Consider the following 21132-nt stretch of genomic DNA (forward strand, 5'->3'; position numbering starts at 1 on the left):
TGTTACTAATGTATTGTATTTTGTAGTAGAATGGAGGAAATTTTGGCAGTTCCAAAAAGAAAAAAGTCAAAGTCAAGGCGTAATATGCATCGTTCTCATCATGCTATTCAGCCTAAGAATATTGTGGTGTGTTCAACAACTGGGGAATTCATGTTGCCTCATAACGTAGCAGTTGATGGCAGTTACAAAGGAAAACGGGTTTTCATCAAGCAACAGGCAGAGTGACTATTATGATATGTTATCTACGGTCAATAATAATATAGTTATTGCACTTGACGCTATGGGGGGCGATTTTGCGCCTCTTTCCGTAATTCATGGTGCTGGTTTTTTTTTAGACAACCTTGTTGACCCAGGCATTAAAGTTTTTTTTCATATTTATGGAGATAAGGAAGAAGTATCTCCTTTGCTTTCAAAATACAAAAAAGTAAGTAACAATTCTGAGTTTACTCATTGTTCTGACAATGTCCTTGCAAATGATAAGCCATCTTTTGCACTGAGACATCGTAAAGACTCAAGTATGAAAGCTGCAATTGTTGCAGTGAAAGAAGGTAAAGCTTTCGGAGTGGTATCTTCAGGCAACACCGGAGCGTTGATGGCAATTTCCAGATTTATTTTAGGAACATTACCAAATATTTATCGTCCTGCTATTGCCTCTATCTGTCCAACTAAGACAAAAAGCTTCGCTTTGCTTGACCTTGGTGCAAATGTTGATTGTAATGCCGATTCGTTATTCCAATTTGCATTAATGGGAAGTATATTTGCAAAAGTAGCGCTAAAAATTGACAATCCTGAGGTTGCTTTGCTGAATATCGGCACAGAAGAGGTGAAAGGTACTGACTCAGTGCGCGGCGCTTTTGAGTTGCTTAAAAACGCTCCAGGCATTAATTTCAAAGGTTATATAGAGGCAAGTGAATTTTTAGAGGGTAATATAGATGTGATTGTTGCTGATGGTTTTGTTGGCAATGTAATGCTCAAAACGGCTGAGGCAACCGCTAGTACCTTTATCAATCTAATAAAGCAGGAAGTATTCAACTCGTGGATAGTGAAAATGCTTGTTGGTATATTGTTAAAATCCAAACTAAATAAAGCATTAACGCGTTTTAACCCCAAAATTAGAAGTGGAGCTATGTTTTTAGGGCTGAATGGTATCATCATTAAAAGTCATGGAAATTCTGATGCTATTTCTTTTGCCCATGCCATAAAATTTGCAGTAAATGCAATTAGTGAAAATTTAAATCAAAAGATAATTAACGGGGTAAGTCATATTGAATAAAAGTTTCATATTAAGCACTGGATCTTACCTACCAAGAAAAACGTTGAGTAACAACGAAATTGCATCGATAGTTGAGACAAGCGATGAATGGATAAGGCAGAGAACAGGAATAGTTCAAAGGCATATAGCAGATGAAGGAGAACTAACGTCAGATCTATCTGTAAATGGAGCAAAAAGTGCTATAGAAAAAGCTAAAATTTCAGTAGATGAAATTGACTTGATTATAGTTGCTACAACAACTCCTGATAAAACTTTTCCTAGCTGTGCAACGATTGTACAAAGTAAGTTAAAATGTAAAAACGCATTTGCTTTTGATGTACAAGCAGTATGCTCTGGTTTTATATATGCAGTTACAGTTGCTGATTCGCTCATAAAATCTAACAATAGAATTAAATATGCGCTTGTTATTGGTGCTGAAATAATGTCTAGGATTGTTGACTGGGAAGATAGGTCAACTTGTGTACTCTTTGGTGATGGTGCTGGTGCAGTAATAATGAAATCAGCATGTCATTTTAACGTCATTCCAACAAATGATGCTGATACTTGGGTGGCAGAGAAGGGGGTTACAAAAGGTATAATTTCAACTAGCCTATATTCTGATGGCAATGTGGACATACTATGTACTAACGGAGGGATATCCTCAACTGGTGATTCTGGAAAAATATGCATGAATGGAAGAGAAGTGTTTAAACATGCAGTGGATAAGTTAACAGCCTCAGTAGAGGAAACTCTGAAATGCAATAATTTGAAAATCACTGATATTGACTGGTTAATTCCCCATCAAGCAAACATTCGTATTATTGAAGCAGTAGTAAAGAAATTAGATTTTCCTATAGAGAAAGTGATTAATACCGTTGATAAGCATGCAAACACCTCAGCGGCATCAATTCCACTGGCCTTAGACTATGCAATACAAGAATCAAAAATAAAATCAGGAAATCTGGTACTGCTGATTTCAATAGGTGCAGGCCTGACCTGGGGTTCCGTGTTGCTGCACTATTAGACTTCCTGTATTACCTCCTGTCATCCAAGTACCCTCTTTGTCATTCCAGTGCCTCTTTCTCCTGTCATCCCAGTGCCTCTTTCTCCTGTCATCCCAGTGCCCTGACTACTTGGATCCAGAAAAAAGAATGGTGTCATCCAAGTAGCTGATACTGGTTTTCATCCAAGAGGGTGTCATCTCAGTGCCCTGACTACTTGGATCCAGGAAAAAAATGGTGTCATCCAAGTAGCCTCCCTCCACTGTCATCCCAGTGCTTGACACTGAGATCCAGGAAAGTTTGCTTGTAAGCAAGCAAACTAGCACAGAAAGTGGTTACAACATTTTCGATGAGATTATATGGAAAACTAGATCCCAGTGTCAAGCACTGGGATGACAAAAAAAGGAGCACTGGGATAACACCATTTGTTGTGTTTAACAAAGTTCGTACTTAGCTTCATGCTAGCCATAAACATTAAGAAATTTACTAAACAGAAAAAAAGGCAAAAGAAGCCCCGTGGTTGGCTAATTATAGCTCTTTTCATAATGGTCCAAACGGGTTAAAATAAGAGTTTATAGTAGTGAAGGTAAGTATGCCAGCAGCATATAGTTATGATTTAAGAAAAAAAGCAATGGAAGTGCTAGACGAAGGGGAAAGCAGAGAAACGGTAGCAGCAAGATTTAAAATTGGAAGAACTACATTATGGGAGTGGCAGCAAAGAAAAAAAGAAACAGGAGATTTTCAGTCGAAAAAACTTGGAAATGGAGGTTATAATCACAAAATTACCGACTGGAATAAATTTACTGAATTTGCCAAAAAACATGGTGGAAAAACTCTATCGGAAATGGCTAAGCTTTGGAGTAATGTTAGTATCCCAACGATTCATCGAGCTCTTAAAAAAATTGGACTCACACGCAAAAAAAGACATATGGATACAAAGAAAGGAATGAAGAAAAACGTGCTGAATTTTTGAAAATTATAGCAACAAAAGAACCTCAAAACTTAGTATATATAGATGAATCTGGTATTGATAATACCGAAGACTATCCCTATGGATATTCTCAGAAAGGACAGCGGTTTTATGCTCTAAAATCTGGTAAAAAAATTCAACGAATCAGTATGATTGCAGCCTTAAACGGCAGAAAAATAGTTGTTCCGTTAACATTTGAAGGCCACTGTAATATGGATATCTTTAATAAATGGTTTGAGCAGTTCCTAACACCGATTTTGGAACCTGGACAAACTGTTATCCTTGATAATGCTACTTTTCATAAGTCTAATAAGATTACTGAACTTGCTAAAGGAGTTGGTGCAGAAATTTTATATCTACCGCCTTATTCTCCCGATTTTAACAAAATTGAGCATCATTGGTTTGCTATAAAAAACAGAGCTAGGAAAAACATTCCTCTATTCACATCTTTTCGTCATGCTGTTGATTCTGCTTTTCTATGAACTTTCCGGACTATTATGAAAAGAGCTATACTTACATTATACTTTCAAGTATGGCGTTTTTTTATTCTAAACGCTTAATAACCACGATTCAGCTGCTTTTAAGCCGCAACTAATCTAAATTATAAACGTTAAGAAATTTACTAAGTGGAAAAAAAGGCAAAGAAACCCTAGGGTAGCTAGTATTCAAATTCTCCCTTGTCTATTTGACGTCTTTTACTGTCTTAAACGCTTTATAAGCGCGTTTCGGCTTGTATAGGTAGAAACCTAAAGTTTTATAAAGACATGAGGTGCACATAGTGCAAAAAATTAAAAATAAGACGCCAACTACGTTGTTTTCTTGCTGTTTAATCTGCACAGATGAAGATAACTGAATACCTTCAGTTTCATGATAAGGGGGCCGGCGAAGGGTGTCAAGCAAGTTTTTCTTTTCCATGGATTCCCTTTGAAGTTGAATATTGAAAATTGACTGGAGAGTTGTGGATTACTTTGTATATGTCATAACAAGCCATGGCACTCTCGGCAAAACCACTTAATATTAACTTTATTTTGCCTGAATAAATAGCTATATCTCCGATTGCATATATTCTATCTCTACTGGTTTTTAAGGTAGTCGGATCAACAACTATGCGGCCATGTTCTAACTGTATACCCCAATTGTTTATTGGACCAAGATTCATTGACAGTCCAAAAAATGGCAGCAAAAAATCAGCGGATATTTCTTTTTCTTCCTTAGAGGCAATGTTTTTTACTATCACTGCGCTCAACTGCCCATTACTTCCTGCTAGTTCGTGTAATTGATATGGCACTACCAGTTCTATCTTTCCATCATTTTCAAGTGATTCTAATTTATTTCTAGTTTCAGGAGTGCAGCGAAATTCCTTTCTCCTATGTATCACATAAATTTTCTTTGCAACTTTAGAAAGTTCTACAGTCCAATCAGCCGCAGAATCACCCCCCCCTGCAATGACTATAGTTTTGTCCTGAAAATCAGAAATTTTATTTACACTATAAAATACAGATTTATTTTCATATTCTAATATACCACTTAAGGGTGGACGGTTAGGTTCAAACATTCCGTTACCTGCAGCAATGATAACGGCTTTGCATTTTACCTCTGTACCTATGTTCGTTATGATAGTAAAGTTTTCACCTTCGTTATTTGAAATCTTTTCCACTTTTTGACTTAAATGGTAAACAGGCTCAAATGGTGAAGCTTGCTCCATTAGTCGCTCAATTAATTTTTGGGCAGTAATTACAGGATAACCAGGTATATCATATATTGGCTTTTCTGGGTAAAGAGCTGTGCATTGTCCTCCTGCTTGATCCAAAACATCTATTATATGACATCTCATATCAAGCATTCCCGCTTGAAAAGCAGTGAATATTCCAACAGGCCCTGCACCTATTATTACGATATCGGTTTCCATATTCAGATGGTGATCTATTTATAGATATTAGCTTTCTTTGCTAACAAGGTCAATTTACAAAGGGATGTATTTTTAAAAGATGTGGCTAGATTAGACAAGATTTCCAGCGTTATGAACCACATAGTCCAAATAAGCTCTAAAAATCAGCTAGCATAGCGAGATGCTGTGCGGACGGAATGGGATTCGAACCCATGGTACGCTCATCACGTACGTCAGTTTTCAAGACTGGTGCCTTAAACCGCTCGGCCATCCGTCCATTTCTTTTCTATCACAACATTTGATTTTAAGCAATCTATAAAAGCTTTACTTGCCCACGCAAAAGTTGCTAAACACACTACTCAATATTTCCTCAACATCAATAATTCCAATCACCGCACCAAGTTCAAATGCAGCAAGCCTCAAATCTTCAGATATCAACTCAATTGGATTATCGATATTAAAACGTTGTAAATGTTCCAGTGCTTTCTTCATGTGATTCCTATGTCTTTGCCGAGTAATCACAGGAGTGTCTCTATCATGCCCAAATTTTTCCTCTGCCTTCTCTTTTATGAGGGAGATCAACTTGTTTGTACCTATTCCCTTTAAAATAGAAATGGGTAAAAGATCTATGCCATTAATTTTTATATTGTGATTATTGATAACATCGTCAGCTTTGCTCAATACATAAATAGTATCGCTATTTACAACGTTGCAATTGATATTATGACGCTGTTCAAAAGGAAACAGTTCTATTCTTAAATCAGCTTCAAAAGACCTCTTTTTCGCTCGACTTATACCTTCTGATTCTATTGGATCTGAACTTTCACGAATTCCAGCAGTATCAGAGAGAATGATTGGGTATCCGCCAATGTCAATATGAGCTTCAAGTATATCTCTTGTTGTGCCTGCATATTCAGAAACAATAGCAATATCACGCTTGGCTAAGAAATTAAACAGAGTTGATTTACCGACATTTGGTTTACCAGTTATTACAACATGCAAACCCTCACGCAACCTTTCACCCCGTCTATTATCATTTAAATGCTCTTGTATCAACCGCACAAGAGCTCGCACTTCATTATTAATTTTTTCCAATTCATTTTTTTCTGTCCAAACATCCTCTGGAAAGTCTATATATGCTTCGATTTTGGATTGTATCGTTATTAATCTTTGCCTCCAATTGCTGTATAGTCTCTCCAATTCTCCTGATATCTGCTTAATCGCTTGTTTAGCTTGCATTTTCGTTTCAGCATCAATTAAGTCTGCAATCCCTTCTATTTGCGTTAAGTCAAATTTACCATTTAGAAAAGCCCTAAGTGAGAATTCTCCAGGCCTGGCCATAACGAAAATTTTTGATAATTCCTCCAAGATGATTTTTATGACGGCCTTACTTCCATGCACTTGTAACTCTATAACATCCTCGCCAGTGAAACTGTTTGGAGCAGGGAAATAGATGATTATTCCATTATCTATCAATTGACTGGAATCATCATATAGATCAACTAAAGTAGCAAATCTTGGTTTAATTTCTTTCTTAATATGAAAATGATTTAAAGCTTTAAGCGCGTAGTTGCCTGAAATTCTGATTACTGCAACTCCTGACTTACCAAATACGGTCGATAAAGCGAAAATAGTTTCATTTGTGTTTGTCATTATTTATATAAACTACTTAGCAATATTACACTTAAGAAACCAAAATACCTAAAAAGTCACCCAGGTGAAAATATTTATTTTGAAAACTGATAATATGATTTATAATGACTTACACAAGTTTTAAATATTTTATGCTCAAGAAATTAGCTTGGTACTGGTCTTTTGTAGAGTTAATTAAAGGGTTTGTTATTACATTAAAATATATGTTTAAGCCAAAGGTTACTTTGAGGTATCCTATGGAGAAGGGCCCTTTAAGTCCAAGGTTTCGTGGTGAGCATGCGTTGCGTAGGTATCCAAACGGTGAAGAACGATGCATAGCTTGTAAATTATGTGAAGTTATCTGCCCTGCTCAAGCAATAGTTATTGAAGCAGAGGAAAGAGAAGACGGTAGTCGCCGCACCACGCGCTATGATATTGATATGACAAAATGCATATACTGCGGACTTTGCCAAGAGGCATGTCCAGTTGATGCAATTGTTGAAGGTCCTAACTTTGAATTTGCTACTGAAACAAGAGAGGAGCTAATGTACAATAAAGAAAAGTTATTGCGTAATGGTGAAGTTTGGGAAGACGCAATTGCACTCAGGTTAAAAAAGAATAGGCCTTATTATTAATGTTCAGAGCTTATAACCCTGTTATCCATTATGATTTAGGGGCAGTGCCCACTAGGGGTGGTGTCATCCCAGTAGCTGATACACAACTGTACGAACATTTGTTTGCGAGGGCAGTATGTTAAATGTTATAGCCTGTTTTGCCTCAAACACAAAGGTGTCATTCCAGTGCTTGACACTGGGATCCAGTAAAATTGATTGTGAACAAGCACACTATACAACATTTTCAATGAAATTACAAAAAAGCTGGATTCCAGTGTCAAGCACTGGAATGACACCATTTGCTGTGCAATTTACCTTCGAAAATGAATGTTCGTATGGCTATGTGCGTGACACTGGGATGACACCGTTGGAAGAAGCAAACCGCCTTCAAGCTACATGTCCGTATAGGTTTATTTATGGTTAGGATTACTTTTTCAACCGAACAAAAAGTAAAAGAATACAGTGGTAAAGTCACTGGCTTTGATATATTACAACCGGGTGCTTTGAAAGAAGCAGTTGCATTGAAAGTAAATGGTGAGTTGTATGATCTCTCACGTGAAATTGAATCTGATACAGAGATAGAGGTGATACAATTGAGTGACGAAGCGGGTTTAGATATAATGAGGCATGATGCTGCTCACATAATGGCACAGGCAGTGAAAGAGCTATTTCCTAATACTCAGATTACTATCGGCCCAACAATTCAGGACGGTTTTTACTATGATTTTGCTACAGGTCGTACCTTCACTACGGACGATCTTACCGCAATAGAAAAGAAAATGAAAGAGATTGTAAAAAGTAATCACAGATTTGTTCGAGAAGTTTGGACTCGCAAGCAGGCAGTTGATTTCTTTAGTGGTATAGGCGAAAAATACAAGGTTGATATTATCTCATCCATACCAGAGAGTGAAAACCTAACTGTTTATAGACAAGGCGATTTTGTAGACCTGTGTCGTGGTCCGCACTCACCATCAACCGGCAGAGTTAAAGCGTTTAAACTTATGAAAGTTGCAGGAGCATACTGGCGTGGTGATTCTAAGGGCCCAATGTTGCAGCGAATATATGGCACAGCATGGAGAAATAAGGATGAATTAAACGCTTATCTTGAGTGTCTCAAAGAAGCAGAGAAACGTGATCACCGCAAAATTGCCAAGGATATGGATTTATTTCACATCCAAGAGGAAGCTGTCGGGCAGGTTTTTTGGCATGAACAAGGATATATTTTATATAATGTTCTTGAGTCTTACATCAGAAAGAAGCTAATAAATAATGGCTATTTTGAGGTAAAAACTCCTATTTTAGTAAGCAAAGAGCTGTGGGAAGAATCTGGACATTGGGATAAGTTTCGTGAAAATATGTTTATTGTTGATGAATTTGAAAGCAAAAAGCTAGCAATAAAACCCATGAATTGCCCTTGTCATGTGCAGATTTTTAATTCTCACACCAGAAGCTATCGTGATTTACCGATACGTATGGCAGAGTTTGGCACATGCCATAGAAATGAAAGCTCAGGCTCATTGCATGGACTGATGCGAGTGCGTGGTTTTACGCAAGACGATGCACACATTTTTTGTATGGAAGAACAAGTGAATTCTGAGACTATAAAGTTTTGTGACCTTTTAAAAGAAGTATATTCAGAGCTTGGGTTCAATGAAATTTCTGTGAAATTTTCAGACCGTCCAGATGTTAGGGCAGGGGATGATGAAGTGTGGGATAGAGCTGAAAAAGCGCTGCTTGAAGCCGTTAAAGAAGCGGGCTTGAGTTATAAACTTAACCCTGGTGAAGGTGCGTTTTATGGTCCAAAGTTAGAGTTTGTCTTGAAAGATGCAATAGGCAGAAGCTGGCAATGTGGAACGTTGCAAGTTGATTTCATTTTACCAGAACGTCTGGGAGCTTTTTATATAGGGGCAGATGGACACAAGCATCACCCTGTCATGTTACATAGGGCAATTCTTGGGACTTTTGAGCGTTTTATTGGAATTTTGATAGAAAATTACGCAGGAAAATTTCCAGTTTGGCTTGCTCCAACGCAACTTGCTATTCTAACCATTACAAATGAGGCTGACGGTTACGCCACAGAAATCAGCAATGTCTTAAAAGAACAAGGTGTGAGAGTCAAGACTGATTTGACCAATGAAAAAATTAGTTATAAGATACGTTTGCATAGTCTAAACAAGGTTCTTATATTGTGGATTGTAGGCAAAAATGAAGTTACAAGTAAAACTGTGTCAGTGAGAAATTTAGGATCGGAAAGACAGGAGTCTTTTTCTTTGGAGAAGGCTATTGAATTGTTGTTAAAAAGTATTAATTTGAATTAAGGGAGTTAAAGTTTGCAAGTTAAAAAGAACAATAAAAACAGAATTAATGGATTCATCACAGCTAAGGAGGTACGCTTAGTTGATCATAGTGGTGAAATGGTCGGAATCGTGCTAATAGAACGAGCTTTGGAGCTTGCACAGGGTGTTGGTTTAGACTTGGTAGAAATTGCACCTGATTCAACCCCTCCAGTATGTAAAATTCTGGATTATAGCAAACAAAAGTATGATATAAAAAAGAAAGCAAGTGAAGCAAAAAAGAAACAAAAAACATTAACTATAAAAGAAATTAAACTGGGTCCCAATATTGGTGATCACGATTACGGAACAAAATTGCGTCAAGCAAGAGACTTACTTGTCCACGGACATAAAATTAAAGTCACAATGAGATTTAGAGGGAGAGAGCTTATAAACACTGAAGTTGGACTGGAAAAATTAGAACGGCTAATTCGAGACACTGAAGATATCGCAAAGGTAGAATTGGCACCTAAAAGGGAAGGGAATCAATATTTTTTAGCTCTGGTTGCTAAGTAGCAAAACGGCTTAAGAAGTATAAGTAAAGTTAAATTATCGCTCTCTCTTTGATAACATGGCGAAAATGTCTTATTAATCCTTGAATCGGCCAAGCTGCAGCATCGCCAAGCGCGCAAATTGTATGTCCTTCTATTTGAGTTGTAAGGTCAAGCAGCTTATCTATTTCATCAGGTTTAATATCTCCTGCCACCATCCTCTTCATAATCCTCCACATCCATCCAGTACCTTCACGGCATGGTGTGCATTGTCCACAGGACTCATGCATATAAAAGTGTGATAACCTCTCTATTGCAGCTATTATATCAGTTGATTTATCCATCACTATTACAGCAGCAGTACCAAGCCCTGATTGTGCAGTTCTTAATGAATCAAAATCCATTTCAATAGTATCGCATATAGATTTTGGAATTAATGGCACTGAAGACCCACCAGGTATTACAGCAAGTAAATTATCCCAACCTCCTCGCACTCCACCTGCGTATTTTTCAATTAATTCACGTAATGGAATTCCGAGCTCTTCTTCAACATTACACGGGTTGTTTACATGTCCTGAAATACAAAAGACCTTGGTACCAGTATTATTTGGTTTACCAAGAGATGCAAACCATTCTCCTCCGCGATTCAGAATATCTGGAACCATGGCTATAGTTTCAACGTTGTTTATTGTGGTTGGGCAGCCAAAAAGTCCAACACCTGCAGGAAATGGAGGTTTCATGCGAGGAAAGCCCTTTTTTCCTTCAATTGATTCAAGTTGAGCTGTTTCTTCTCCACATATGTAAGCTCCTGCACCCCTATGGATAAACACATCAAGATCATAACCTGATTTGCAGGCATTTTTTCCAATTAAGTTTTCTTTATAGGCTTCCTCAAGTGCTTTTTTCAGAACTAAATATTCATTATAAAATTCACCCCTGATATAAATATACGCAACTGATGCGCTGATCGCTCTGCTGGCCAGGAGAATTCCCTCAAGTAACTTATGTGGCTCATATCGCAATATATCTCTATCTTTACATGTACCAGGTTCTGACTCATCTGCATTGACTACTAAATATGTTGGTTGTTTTTTTGGAAGATTTTTGGGCATAAAGCTCCACTTAAGGCCGGTAGAAAATCCTGCACCCCCTCGACCTCTCAAGCCAGATTTCTTTACTTCATCAATGATTTTTTCTGATCCTAAATCCAGTAATTCCTTTGTTTTTTGCCAACCACCACGTTTTTTTGCACCCTCAAGTAGTGGAGTTTCTTTACCATTTAGGTTGGTGAATATTTTGTCTTGTTCTTTTAGCATGTTTTTCAAAATTTGTGAGTGATCCCGACGCGATTCGAACGCGTGACCCACTGATTAAAAGTCAGTTGCTCTACCGGCTGAGCTACGGGATCATTTCATTTTTCAGCTATACTAAACATCAATACAGTTTTTATCCGTTTTAATCAAACTAAAATTTTCATGTGTGGTTAAATAAATTATATAATATACTGCGTTAGTGATAATTTAGTTAAAAAATCTATGGATAATTTAAAAAATTTTTAAAGGAAAACTTCTTGTTAATTTTCAGTTCACAGATTTATTTGGATGGTGTGACGTATAACGCTAAGGAGACAAAAAAATAGAGAAGTGTGTACACCCTGCAGAATTTGTGCACTATTTAGCAATAGTCTAATAGATAAATATTTCTTGCATTTCAGCCTGAGTGATTTATGCTTTAAGCAAGAATTACCTGGGGGTATAGCTCAGCTGGTAGAGCATCTGTTTTGCACGCAGAAGGTCAGCGGTTCGATCCCGCTTGCCTCCACCAATATAGGTTCTAGCATATCATAAAGTTAGCCTATTTTAGTCCATAAGTATTTTACACTAGTTCCCTAAAAAATCCCTCTTTCTGTAACTTTTCTCTACGCAAGTAATATTTGTTATTATAATTCTGATATATACCAACTTAACAATAAATTAATCAATAAATGTTAGAATACTAACAATGAATTTATTGGTAACACCTATGAGTGAAAAAAAGCATGTTTTTAAGATGGTGCCTGGAAAAGAGGTGTTTAGAAAAACCCCGACTAAAGTGATAAGGTGGCCTGAAGGTTATGATCCTACAATGTCTATTAAAAAAGTTGAGCTTGTATCGCTGGATGATAAAAACGATGTAGTACTAGGCTCTGTGGACAAAATTTTAGAGAAGCCATACAAGAGCTCCAACAAAATTGAGAAAACCCATAAAAACCTCAGCAGTTTTATCAAATCTGGAAAAAATGCGCCTAAAATTTTTAATTTTACCAAAAAAACACTCAATCAAATGACGTTCTTTGTAGATATGCTCATCGTAATACCTTTGCACTTTTCGATTCCGTTTTGGCGGAATAACTACTGTACATCCCTTGTCTTCAAGACTTGTAACAAAGGCATTGCTATCGTAGCCCTTGTCAGCTACTACAGTAGAGTTATAGATACTTTCGGTCAACACTTGTGCCTGCGTAATTTCATTTCTTTGACCAGGAGTCAGAGTAAATTTAAGTGGATTTCCAAGTGCATCGACAAGCGCATGTATTTTAGTTGTAAAGCCACCTTTGCTCCTCCCTAAAGCTTCTTGATCCTTGGAGTTTTTTGTATATCCAGATGAACATGGATGGGCTCGGATGATCGTACCGTCGATTATAGCAACTTCTAAATCAGGCTCTTGTTTAGTATATTCAAGCAATTTTTTCCAGACATCTCTTTCACACCATCTTTTAAATCGCTTATGTATACTCCTGTAATTACCATAAGTTTTTGGTAAAAGTCTCCATTGGCAACCACTTCGCACTATGTACCACACTGCCTCTATGAATATTCTTAAACGTTTTTCATCTTTGCTGTGCATTCCTTTTACGCTTTTTATGAACTCTAAAATTTGTTTCCAATTTTCCTCTTTGATGTAATATTGCATATGGTAGTTTCTCCATTTTTTACCTATTAGGCTAAACTACCATCTTTTTCTCTCTTTTCATATTTTTTGTCCACAGAGCCTAGACGAAGGGGAAAGCAGAGAAACGGTAGCAGCAAGATTTAAAATTGGAAGAACTACATTATGGGAGTGGCAGCAAAGAAAAAAAGAAACAGGAGATTTTCAGTCGAAAAAACTTGGAAATGGAGGTTATAATCACAAAATTACCGACTGGAATAAATTTACTGAATTTGCCAAAAAACATGGTGGAAAAACTCTATCGGAAATGGCTAAGCTTTGGAGTAATGTTAGTATCCCAACGATTCATCGAGCTCTTAAAAAAATTGGACTCACACGCAAAAAAAGACATATGGATACAAAGAAAGGAATGAAGAAAAACGTGCTGAATTTTTGAAAATTATAGCAACAAAAGAACCTCAAAACTTAGTATATAGCTCTTTTCATAATAGTCCGGAAAGTTCATAGAAAAGCAGAATCAACAGCATGACGAAAAGATGTGAATAGAGGAATGTTTTTCCTAGGCTCTGTGGACAAAAAATATGAAAAGAGAGAAAAAGATGGTAGTTTAGCCTAATAGGTAAAAAATGGAGAAACTACCATATGCAATATTACATCAAAGAGGAAAATTGGAAACAAATTTTAGAGTTCATAAAAAGCGTAAAAGGAATGCACAGCAAAGATGAAAAACGTTTAAGAATATTCATAGAGGCAGTGTGGTACATAGTGCGAAGTGGTTGCCAATGGAGACTTTTACCAAAAACTTATGGTAATTACAGGAGTATACATAAGCGATTTAAAAGATGGTGTGAAAGAGATGTCTGGAAAAAATTGCTTGAATATACTAAACAAGAGCCTGATTTAGAAGTTGCTATAATCGACGGTACGATCATCCGAGCCCATCCATGTTCATCTGGATATACAAAAAAACTCCAAGGATCAAGAAGCTTTAGGGAGGAGCAAAGGTGGCTTTACAACTAAAATACATGCGCTTGTCGATGCACTTGGAAATCCACTTAAATTTACTCTGACTCCTGGTCAAAGAAATGAAATTACGCAGGCACAAGTGTTGACCGAAAGTATCTATAACTCTACTGTAGTAGCTGACAAGGGCTACGATAGCAATGCCTTTGTTACAAGTCTTGAAGACAAGGGATGTACAGTAGTTATTCCGCCAAAACGGAATCGAAAAGTGCAAAGGTATTACGATGAGCATATCTACAAAGAACGTCATTTGATTGAGTGTTTTTTTGGTAAAATTAAAAATTTTAGGCGCATTTTTTCCAGATTTGATAAAACTGCTGAGGTTTTTATGGGTTTTCTCAATTTTGTTGGAGCTCTTGTATGGCTTCTCTAAAATTTTGTCCACAGAGCCTAGCAAGTCTATCTGCCTCCTCATTGTACATATTACCGTTGTGAGCTCTAACCCACTTCCAATTAATATCATGCTGCAAAGCGACTTCATCTAGTTCCTGCCATAATTCCCTGTTCTTCACTGGCTTTTTATCGGCTGTCTTCCAACCATTTACCTTCCATTTATTGATCCACTCTGTTATACCTTGCTTAGTATAACGACTATCAGTGTGTAAAATAACTTTGCAAGAAACTTTCAACATCTTTAGCCCGTTAATCACAGCCTTTAACTCCAGAGATACATTTTTTGATAAAGACACTTTTATTTTCATACGTCACCACGGCTCCCCATCCACCAGGCCCCGGATTTCCAGAACATGCTCCATCTGTATATATGATAACCTTCTTTTTTTCGCCCATACTTACAGGATATAGATTCAACGTAAATTTGCTACCGAAATATGTTGATATTATTTTTTGAATATTTTAAAATGTAAGGTGTGAGAGATTGATAAACCTGTCCTCACGATATTAGGTAAATCGTAACTGAGCTTTTGGGCTCGTGTTTTTATTAGGAGGTTAATTTCTCACACTAAAAATTAAATATTTTTAAACTCTTCATAGCTCACCAATTCATTTGCTGGGGTTTTAAGGTGTTTTATAAGGCAATTATAAAAAGATGATCCAAATTATGCAATTCTCAGATGATCTCTGACAGACGTTTTTTCACCAACACATTTAAAACAATAAAAAGATTGAACATTTCCTCACAATTGTGTATAATTATTAATGCTTTTTAACTTACTTTCTCATGGCTCTTTCAAAATTTTTAGATCCTAAGCTTGATTTAACATTTAAGAAAATTTTTGGTACCGAAAAAAATAAGAATATCCTTATCCACTTTTTGAATGATATTTTGGGGTTTACTGAAATAAATACTATACAAGAAGTCGAATTCCTTAGCACCATTATGGATCCTGAAATTGCCTCTGATAAGCAGAGTATTGTTGATGTCCTGTGCAGGGATTCTACTGGGGCAAGGTACGTGATTGAGATGCAACTCGCTCGTGATAAAGGATTTGAAAAACGTGCTCAACTTTATGCTGCTAAGGCTTACTCAAGGCAGGCTGATAAAGGTGGTAAGTACATTGATTTAAAGAAGGTTTTCTTTATTGCTATTTCTAACTGTAATTTATTTCCTGATAAGCTTGATTATATATCTAGCCATACCATAAGAGATGAAAAAACTAACGAGCATGATTTAAAAGATTTTCAATTTATTTTCATTGAGTTGCCAAAATTTCCCAAAAGTAAAGAAGAGCAGCTAGAAAATGTAGTAGATCGTTGGCTATTTTTTTTCAAGTATGCAGAAGAAACAACTGATGAAGATTTAAGAAAAATAGCAGAAAAGTCACCAATAATAAAGCTAGCATATGATGAGTTAGATAAATTTCATTGGAATGAGAAAGATCTTGTAGCTTATGAAGAAAGGGTAATGGATTTACAGAAAGAAGCTGCTATCTTAGAACAAAAACTCGATGATGCTACTCATAAAGGTAGACAAGAAGGCATCCAAATCGGCCATGAAAAAGGTAGGGAAGAGGGAGAAAAACAAGCTAAAATAGCTGTGGCAAAAAACCTACTTAAAGCTGGTGTCTCTACTGATATCATATCACAAACTACAGGTTTTTCTCATTCTGAAATTTCACAACTCAAAGAAAAAACATAATATTCCTACTTATTCACTTTAACATTTATAAAAACCTTTTCTAAGTTAGACATGTCCCCTAATTAAGAATCTAGTGAACTGTCTAAAACAGCTATGAAGATTGCACACAGAATTATATAAATTACTATCATAACTTTACCCAAACTTCTATATCAAAGCTACATACTGTAAGTTCAATATGGAAAACACATTAACCACTTAGCATTTAATGTCTACTTCATCCATTTTAGTATTAAGACTATTAAACTTGCTACTGGTTGTTTCCCTAATTATAGCTCTTTTCATAATAGTCCGGAAAGTTCATAGAAAAGCAGAATCAACAGCATGACGAAAAGATGTGAATAGAGGAATGTTTTTCCTAGGCTATGTGGACAAAATTTTAGAGAAGCCATACAAGAGCTCCAACAAAATTGAGAAAACCCATAAAAACCTCAGCAGTTTTATCAAATCTGGAAAAAATGCGCCTAAAATTTTTAATTTTACCAAAAAAACACTCAATCAAATGACGTTCTTTGTAGATATGCTCATCGTAATACCTTTGCACTTTTCGATTCCGTTTTGGCGGAATAACTACTGTACATCCCTTGTCTTCAAGACTTGTAACAAAGGCATTGCTATCGTAGCCCTTGTCAGCTACTACAGTAGAGTTATAGATACTTTCGGTCAACACTTGTGCCTGCGTAATTTTATTTCTTTGACCAGGAGTCAGAGTAAATTTAAGTGGATTTCCAAGTGCATCGACAAGCGCATGTATTTTAGTTGTAAAGCCACCTTTGCTCCTCCCTAAAGCTTCTTGATCCTTGGAGTTTTTTGTATATCCAGATGAACATGGATGGCCTCGGATGATCGTACCGTCGATTATAGCAACTTCTAAATCAGGCTCTTGTTTAGTATATTCAAGCAATTTTTTCCAGACATCTCTTTCACACCATCTTTTAAATCGCTTATGTATACTCCTGTAATTACCATAAGTTTTTGGTAAAAGTCTCCATTGGCAACCACTTCGCACTATGTACCACACTGCCTCTATGAATATTCTTAAACGTTTTTCATCTTTGCTGTGCATTCCTTTTACGCTTTTTATGAACTCTAAAATTTGTTTCCAATTTTCCTCTTTGATGTAATATTGCATGTGGTAGTTTCTCCATTTTTTACCTATTAGGCTAAACTACCATCTTTTTCTCTCTTTTCATATTTTTTGTCCACAGAGCCTAGAAGAAAGAGGAAATAAATTTGTATTGGGAAGTAGTAAACTATCTGAAGAACTGTGGGACTTAAAACACAAGCCAATTTTAGAAAGATTTAGCGTTACTCACAACTATAAAGTAGAAAATTATACAGATCAGAAGGTCAGAAAATATGTTTTAGCAGAACACAACGTTTACTATAAAAATGATTTGGATTCAGAGCAAAAAGACTCAACACACGAATTAGAAAATTACATTTTAGTATTTTATCCAGGAGTACTGAAGTGGCACGAACATCGACATTTGCACAGAAGTTGGAAAAATAGTCAAGCAATATGTCTAATAAGTTAAGTACTTATATTTAGATACTCATATATTATATTAATAATAGGTTAAAGTATATGAAATAAAAAGAAAAAGACTTGCTTTCTTATGCTAAAAAGGACATGACTTGAATAGCAGCAGGTAAATATAAGAAATTTATCTGGCGCTGGAAAAGCTAATTTTGTGAGGTAAGTATGAAGTTTAGCAAAGAATCTTTTAGTAAGTTTTTTAAAGAAGTATCAAGTAACGGATTTAAAGATATTAATGAAAGAAATGAAGAAGGAGAGACGATCTTGCACCAAGCAGTAGAAATCTCCGATTACAAAACAGTGAGATTATTAATAAAAAAAGGGGCAGAGGTTAATGCAAGAGATAAAAATGGTTATACGCCACTACACTGTGCAGTATTCGCAAAAAGTTTAGAAAATGTAAAAGTGCTGCTAAGAGAAGGAGCAGAAGTAAATGCCACTCAATATGTCAGTGGATGTACGCCATTGCACTCTGCATGCAAAATAGGAGGAGCAGGAGTTGAAATAATAAAAGAGCTAGTAAAGGCAGGGGCTGAGGTTAATCAACTGAATAAATATGGTGCAACACCAATGTATTACATATGAGAAAGTGAAAAGTATCGTCTATGTGATAGCAAAGAGAGTGAAAAGGCGAGTAAGTTTCTGAGAGAAAAAGGAGGAATAACAAAAAGTAGAGAACTGACGTGCTATGGAATAGAGAGGCTAGTAGGAGAAATAGCAGACATGTTGAATGGAAGCTATATGCCGGAATTAAAAATAATAGAGATAGAAGAAATAAGGAAGAGAGATAAATCGCTAGTAAAGGAAGAGTGTAAAAATTTAGCAAGCAAGATAATGAGCCAAGTAAATGAGATGATAGATGAGGTGGTGAAAAGGAGGGCTTAAAATTCAAAGAAAAGGTGAGGTAGGTCATGAGTAAAAAAGGAAAAGAGGAGTCACTATTAGAGAACTCATTTAAAAATATTTATGCAAGAGACGAAAAAGGAAGAACAGCTCTACATTATGCAGTAGAGGTAAAAACAGTGGAGTTATTAATCAAAAAAGGAGCGAATGTAAATGCTAAAGATGTAGAAGGATATACAGCACTGCACCTAGCGGTAACGGAGAAACGTCTAGAAATCGTGAGGGAATTGATAAAATCAGGAGCGAATGTAAATGCGGAAGAATATGGAAATAAATGCACACCGCTGCACCTTGCATGCATGGTAGGTGAAAGAGAAATAGTGGAGGAGCTAGTGAAAGCAGGAGGAGAAATAGAACAAGCGGATAAATTTGGAATGACAGCAATGGATTATGCGAAAAATAGCAAAGAAATAGCCGAGGTATTAAAGAAAGAAACAGACAGAATTGAAAAGTTATTTGAGAAATTATGAGAGGATAGAAACTATGGAGGAAGAAACAGAAAAGAAAGTAATGAATTTAGAGAAAAAAACGTTAGAAGAGCTAAGAAGAATGTGGAAGAAGGTATTTGGGGAAGAGGCACCTAAACATTCAAAGAAATATCTGATACCAAGATTAGCTTATAGAATGCAGGAAAAAGCGTATGGAGAAATGTCAAGAAAGGGGACAAAAAGACTAGAGTATCTGGCAGATCGGCTAGAGAAGGGAAAAAGAATAAGTAGCGATAAATTACCAGTAGAAGGGACAGAATTAATACTAGAGAGAGGAGAAGAGACGCATGCGGTAATGGTAACAGATAAGGGTTTAATCTACAGAGAAGAATTTTTCACATCATTATCAGCAGTAGCCGGAAAAATAATGGGAATGAGTTACAACGGACCTTTATTGTTTGGAATGCGTGATAAAAATGGAAGTTGAAAATGCTGAAAGAAGTAAGATGCGCGATATATACAAGAAAATCAAATGAGGATGGACTAGAACAAAAGTTTAACAGTCTTGATGCACAGCGAGTAGCATGTGAGAAGTACATAAAGAGCAGAGAAGGCTGGGTAGCATTGGCCAAAAGGTACGATGATGGAGGATATTCAGGGAAAAATTTAGAAAGACCAGCAATAAAGGAATTATTTGAAGATGTTAAAGGAGGAGAAGTAGATTGTGTAGTAGTATATACATTAGACAGACTATCAAGGGAAACAAAAGATAGTATAGAAGTAACGTCATTTTTCAGAAGGCACCGAGTAAATTTTGTAGCAGTAACGCAGATATTTGATAATAATACGCCAATGGGAAAGTTCGTACAAACAGTGTTATCAGGGGCAGCACAACTAGAAAGAGAAATGATAGTAGAGAGAGTAAAAAACAAAATAGCAACATCAAAAGAGCAAGGGTTGTGGATGGGTGGAACTTTGCCGCTGGGATATGATGTAAAAGATAAAGAATTAATAATAAATGAGAAAGAAGCAAAGACAGTGAAGCATATATTTGAAAGATATGTGGAGCTGAAGTCAATGGCAGAGTTGGCAAGGGAGCTAAATAGTCAAGGTTACAGAACAAAATCAGATATCTTTAAAAAAGCGACGGTGAGAAGAATAATAACAAACCCAATATATATGGGAAAAATACGGCATTATGAGAAAGAGTATGAAGGAAAACATGAAGCAATAATAGAAGAGGAAAAGTGGAAAAAAGCACAAGAATTAATAAAGAATCAGCCATATAGAAAAGCAAAATATGAGGAAGCGCTGCTTAGAGGAATAATTAGGTGTAAGAGCTGTAGTGTAAATATGACGCTGACGTATGCAAAGAAGGAGAATAAGAGATATCGATATTACGTATGTAATAACCACTTGGGGGGAAAGAATTGTGAATCAATAAACCGAACAGTAGTAGCCGGAGAAGTGGAAAAAGAAGTGATGAAGAAAGCGGAAGATTTATATGAAAAATGGGGAGAAAAAGCGGAAGAGTGGAAAAATTTAAGTTTTGGAAAGCAAAAAGAAGTAGTGAAAAAGTTAATAAAGGGAGTAATGGTGAGAGAGGATGGAATAGAGGTGCATTCTGAATCAGAGGAAAAATTTATACCAATAAAAAAGAAAGGAAACAAATGTGTAGTAATAGAACCAGAAGGAAAAACAAACAATGCACTACTGAAAGCAGTGGTAAGAGCTCATCTGTGGAAACGTCAACTGGAAGAAGAAAAATATGGAAGTGTGAAGGAGCTGAGTGCCAAAATTAATATAGGTACAAGACGTATACAGCAAATTTTAAGATTGAATTATTTAGCTCCGAAGATTAAAGAAGATATAGTAAATGGGAGGCAGCCAAGAGGTTTGAGGTTAGTGGATTTAAAAGAAATACCGATGCTGTGGAGTGAGCAATTAGAGAAATTTTATGGTCTTAATTTACAAAAGCAATAGGCAATGGAAAAGACTATGTGCCAGAAAACGAATACTTTAAAACAAAGA

The 21132-nt window shown here is 36.3% G+C and carries 19 protein-coding genes, 3 tRNA genes and 4 pseudogenes; 18 read left to right on the top strand and 8 right to left on the bottom strand.

Annotated elements, in window-relative coordinates:
- The first annotated feature begins 42 nt into the window (after positions 1-42).
- The 4 genes from rpmF to OOK85_RS03515 all read left to right on the top strand — a co-directional run bounded on the left by rpmF (position 43) and on the right by OOK85_RS03515 (position 3705).
- Positions 43-225: a 50S ribosomal protein L32 gene (rpmF, locus tag OOK85_RS03500; RefSeq protein WP_065094662.1), complete on the top strand. Its 183-nt coding sequence runs from the start codon at positions 43-45 to the stop codon at positions 223-225.
- Positions 226-235: 10 nt separating this feature from the next.
- On the top strand, positions 236-1273 hold the full coding sequence (gene plsX / locus OOK85_RS03505; RefSeq protein ID WP_264704170.1) for a phosphate acyltransferase PlsX: 1038 nt from the start codon (positions 236-238) through the stop codon (positions 1271-1273).
- Entirely contained in the window at positions 1266-2276 is a 1011-nt protein-coding gene (locus tag OOK85_RS03510) for a beta-ketoacyl-ACP synthase III (protein WP_264704043.1), read from the top strand. The genes plsX and OOK85_RS03510 overlap by 8 nt, the downstream gene beginning before the upstream one ends.
- Positions 2277-2845: 569 nt before the next feature.
- Positions 2846-3705 (top strand): IS630 family transposase gene (locus OOK85_RS03515; protein WP_264702431.1). Its coding sequence is split into 2 segments (ribosomal slippage): positions 2846-3170 and positions 3170-3705, totalling 861 coding nucleotides; the frame shifts between segments, so codons are not numbered across the junction.
- Positions 3706-4115: 410 nt separating this feature from the next.
- Here the strand turns inward: OOK85_RS03515 and OOK85_RS03520 are convergent.
- The 3 genes from OOK85_RS03520 to mnmE all read right to left on the bottom strand — a co-directional run bounded on the left by OOK85_RS03520 (position 4116) and on the right by mnmE (position 6764).
- Positions 4116-5132 carry an NAD(P)/FAD-dependent oxidoreductase gene (locus OOK85_RS03520; protein WP_264704044.1) on the bottom strand — a complete coding sequence of 339 codons (1017 nt, stop codon included), beginning with the start codon at positions 5130-5132 and terminating at the stop codon, positions 4116-4118.
- Positions 5133-5300: 168 nt separating this feature from the next.
- Positions 5301-5388: transfer RNA gene (locus OOK85_RS03525), tRNA-Ser, on the bottom strand.
- A gap of 47 nt (positions 5389-5435) precedes the next feature.
- Complete coding sequence (gene mnmE, locus OOK85_RS03530) at positions 5436-6764, bottom strand: tRNA uridine-5-carboxymethylaminomethyl(34) synthesis GTPase MnmE (protein ID WP_264704046.1); 1329 nt, start codon at positions 6762-6764, stop codon at positions 5436-5438.
- A gap of 131 nt (positions 6765-6895) precedes the next feature.
- On the opposite strand from mnmE, the gene nuoI reads away from it, so the two are divergent.
- From nuoI to infC, 4 genes are all read left to right on the top strand, one after another.
- A complete protein-coding gene (gene nuoI, locus OOK85_RS03535) occupies positions 6896-7378 on the top strand; it encodes an NADH-quinone oxidoreductase subunit NuoI (protein WP_038199316.1) in 483 nt (160 codons plus the stop codon).
- Positions 7378-7500, top strand: coding sequence for a hypothetical protein (locus OOK85_RS03540; protein ID WP_255322257.1), 123 nt, complete (start codon positions 7378-7380; stop codon positions 7498-7500). The genes nuoI and OOK85_RS03540 overlap by 1 nt, the downstream gene beginning before the upstream one ends.
- A 273-nt stretch (positions 7501-7773) precedes the next feature.
- Positions 7774-9675: a threonine--tRNA ligase gene (gene thrS, locus OOK85_RS03545; RefSeq protein WP_264704048.1), complete on the top strand. Its 1902-nt coding sequence runs from the start codon at positions 7774-7776 to the stop codon at positions 9673-9675.
- Between the two features lie 12 nt (positions 9676-9687).
- The gene (infC, locus tag OOK85_RS03550) at positions 9688-10206 is read left to right on the top strand and encodes a translation initiation factor IF-3 (RefSeq protein WP_264338023.1); all 519 of its coding nucleotides are present in this window, start codon (positions 9688-9690) and stop codon (positions 10204-10206) included.
- 28 nt (positions 10207-10234) lie between these two features.
- Here the strand turns inward: infC and nuoF are convergent, their stop codons facing one another.
- A complete protein-coding gene (nuoF, locus tag OOK85_RS03555) occupies positions 10235-11497 on the bottom strand; it encodes an NADH-quinone oxidoreductase subunit NuoF (protein ID WP_264704172.1) in 1263 nt (420 codons plus the stop codon).
- Positions 11498-11516: 19 nt separating this feature from the next.
- Positions 11517-11589, bottom strand: a tRNA-Lys gene (locus OOK85_RS03560).
- 340 nt (positions 11590-11929) lie between these two features.
- Between OOK85_RS03560 and OOK85_RS03565 the strand changes: the two genes are divergently transcribed.
- Positions 11930-12005, top strand: a tRNA-Ala gene (locus OOK85_RS03565).
- A gap of 375 nt (positions 12006-12380) precedes the next feature.
- On the opposite strand, the gene OOK85_RS03570 is transcribed toward OOK85_RS03565, so the two are convergent.
- Entirely contained in the window at positions 12381-13133 is a 753-nt protein-coding gene (locus OOK85_RS03570) for an IS5 family transposase (protein ID WP_264702259.1), read from the bottom strand.
- A 61-nt stretch (positions 13134-13194) separates the two neighbouring features.
- On the opposite strand from OOK85_RS03570, the pseudogene OOK85_RS03575 reads away from it, so the two are divergent.
- From OOK85_RS03575 to OOK85_RS07830, 3 genes and pseudogenes are all read left to right on the top strand, one after another.
- Positions 13195-13583, top strand: a pseudogene (locus OOK85_RS03575) (IS630 transposase-related protein); the annotation flags it as partial.
- A 168-nt stretch (positions 13584-13751) separates the two neighbouring features.
- Positions 13752-14129 carry a transposase gene (locus OOK85_RS07825; RefSeq protein ID WP_406720002.1) on the top strand — a complete coding sequence of 126 codons (378 nt, stop codon included), beginning with the start codon at positions 13752-13754 and terminating at the stop codon, positions 14127-14129.
- 1 nt (position 14130) lies between these two features.
- Positions 14131-14505 (top strand): IS5 family transposase, encoded by a 375-nt coding sequence (locus tag OOK85_RS07830; RefSeq protein WP_406720030.1) that lies wholly within the window; start codon positions 14131-14133, stop codon positions 14503-14505.
- Here the strand turns inward: OOK85_RS07830 and rnhA are convergent.
- Positions 14471-14921, bottom strand: a pseudogene (gene rnhA / locus OOK85_RS03585) (ribonuclease HI). The gene OOK85_RS07830 and the pseudogene rnhA overlap by 35 nt on opposite strands.
- Positions 14922-15312: 391 nt before the next feature.
- Between rnhA and OOK85_RS03590 the strand changes: the two are divergent.
- Positions 15313-16230, top strand: coding sequence for an Rpn family recombination-promoting nuclease/putative transposase (locus OOK85_RS03590; RefSeq protein ID WP_264704052.1), 918 nt, complete (start codon positions 15313-15315; stop codon positions 16228-16230).
- Between the two features lie 379 nt (positions 16231-16609).
- Here OOK85_RS03590 and OOK85_RS03595 read toward each other — a convergent pair whose 3' ends face one another.
- Positions 16610-17362 carry an IS5 family transposase gene (locus tag OOK85_RS03595; RefSeq protein ID WP_264702906.1) on the bottom strand — a complete coding sequence of 251 codons (753 nt, stop codon included), beginning with the start codon at positions 17360-17362 and terminating at the stop codon, positions 16610-16612.
- 76 nt (positions 17363-17438) lie between these two features.
- Here OOK85_RS03595 and OOK85_RS03600 point away from each other — a divergent pair.
- From OOK85_RS03600 to OOK85_RS03620, 5 genes and pseudogenes are all read left to right on the top strand, one after another.
- Positions 17439-17768, top strand: a pseudogene (locus tag OOK85_RS03600) (phage tail protein); the annotation flags it as partial.
- A gap of 167 nt (positions 17769-17935) precedes the next feature.
- Positions 17936-18655, top strand: a pseudogene (locus OOK85_RS03605) (ankyrin repeat domain-containing protein).
- Positions 18656-18681: 26 nt separating this feature from the next.
- Positions 18682-19143: an ankyrin repeat domain-containing protein gene (locus OOK85_RS03610; RefSeq protein ID WP_264704054.1), complete on the top strand. Its 462-nt coding sequence runs from the start codon at positions 18682-18684 to the stop codon at positions 19141-19143.
- A gap of 13 nt (positions 19144-19156) precedes the next feature.
- Positions 19157-19588, top strand: a complete 432-nt coding sequence (locus OOK85_RS03615) for a DUF2924 domain-containing protein (protein WP_264704056.1) — start codon at positions 19157-19159, stop codon at positions 19586-19588.
- A 2-nt stretch (positions 19589-19590) separates the two neighbouring features.
- Positions 19591-21084 (top strand): recombinase family protein, encoded by a 1494-nt coding sequence (locus tag OOK85_RS03620; RefSeq protein ID WP_264704058.1) that lies wholly within the window; start codon positions 19591-19593, stop codon positions 21082-21084.
- Positions 21085-21132: the final 48 nt, after the last annotated feature.

This window comes from Wolbachia endosymbiont (group A) of Volucella inflata (assembly GCF_947250665.1).
In the GTDB taxonomy this organism is placed as follows: domain Bacteria; phylum Pseudomonadota; class Alphaproteobacteria; order Rickettsiales; family Anaplasmataceae; genus Wolbachia; species Wolbachia pipientis.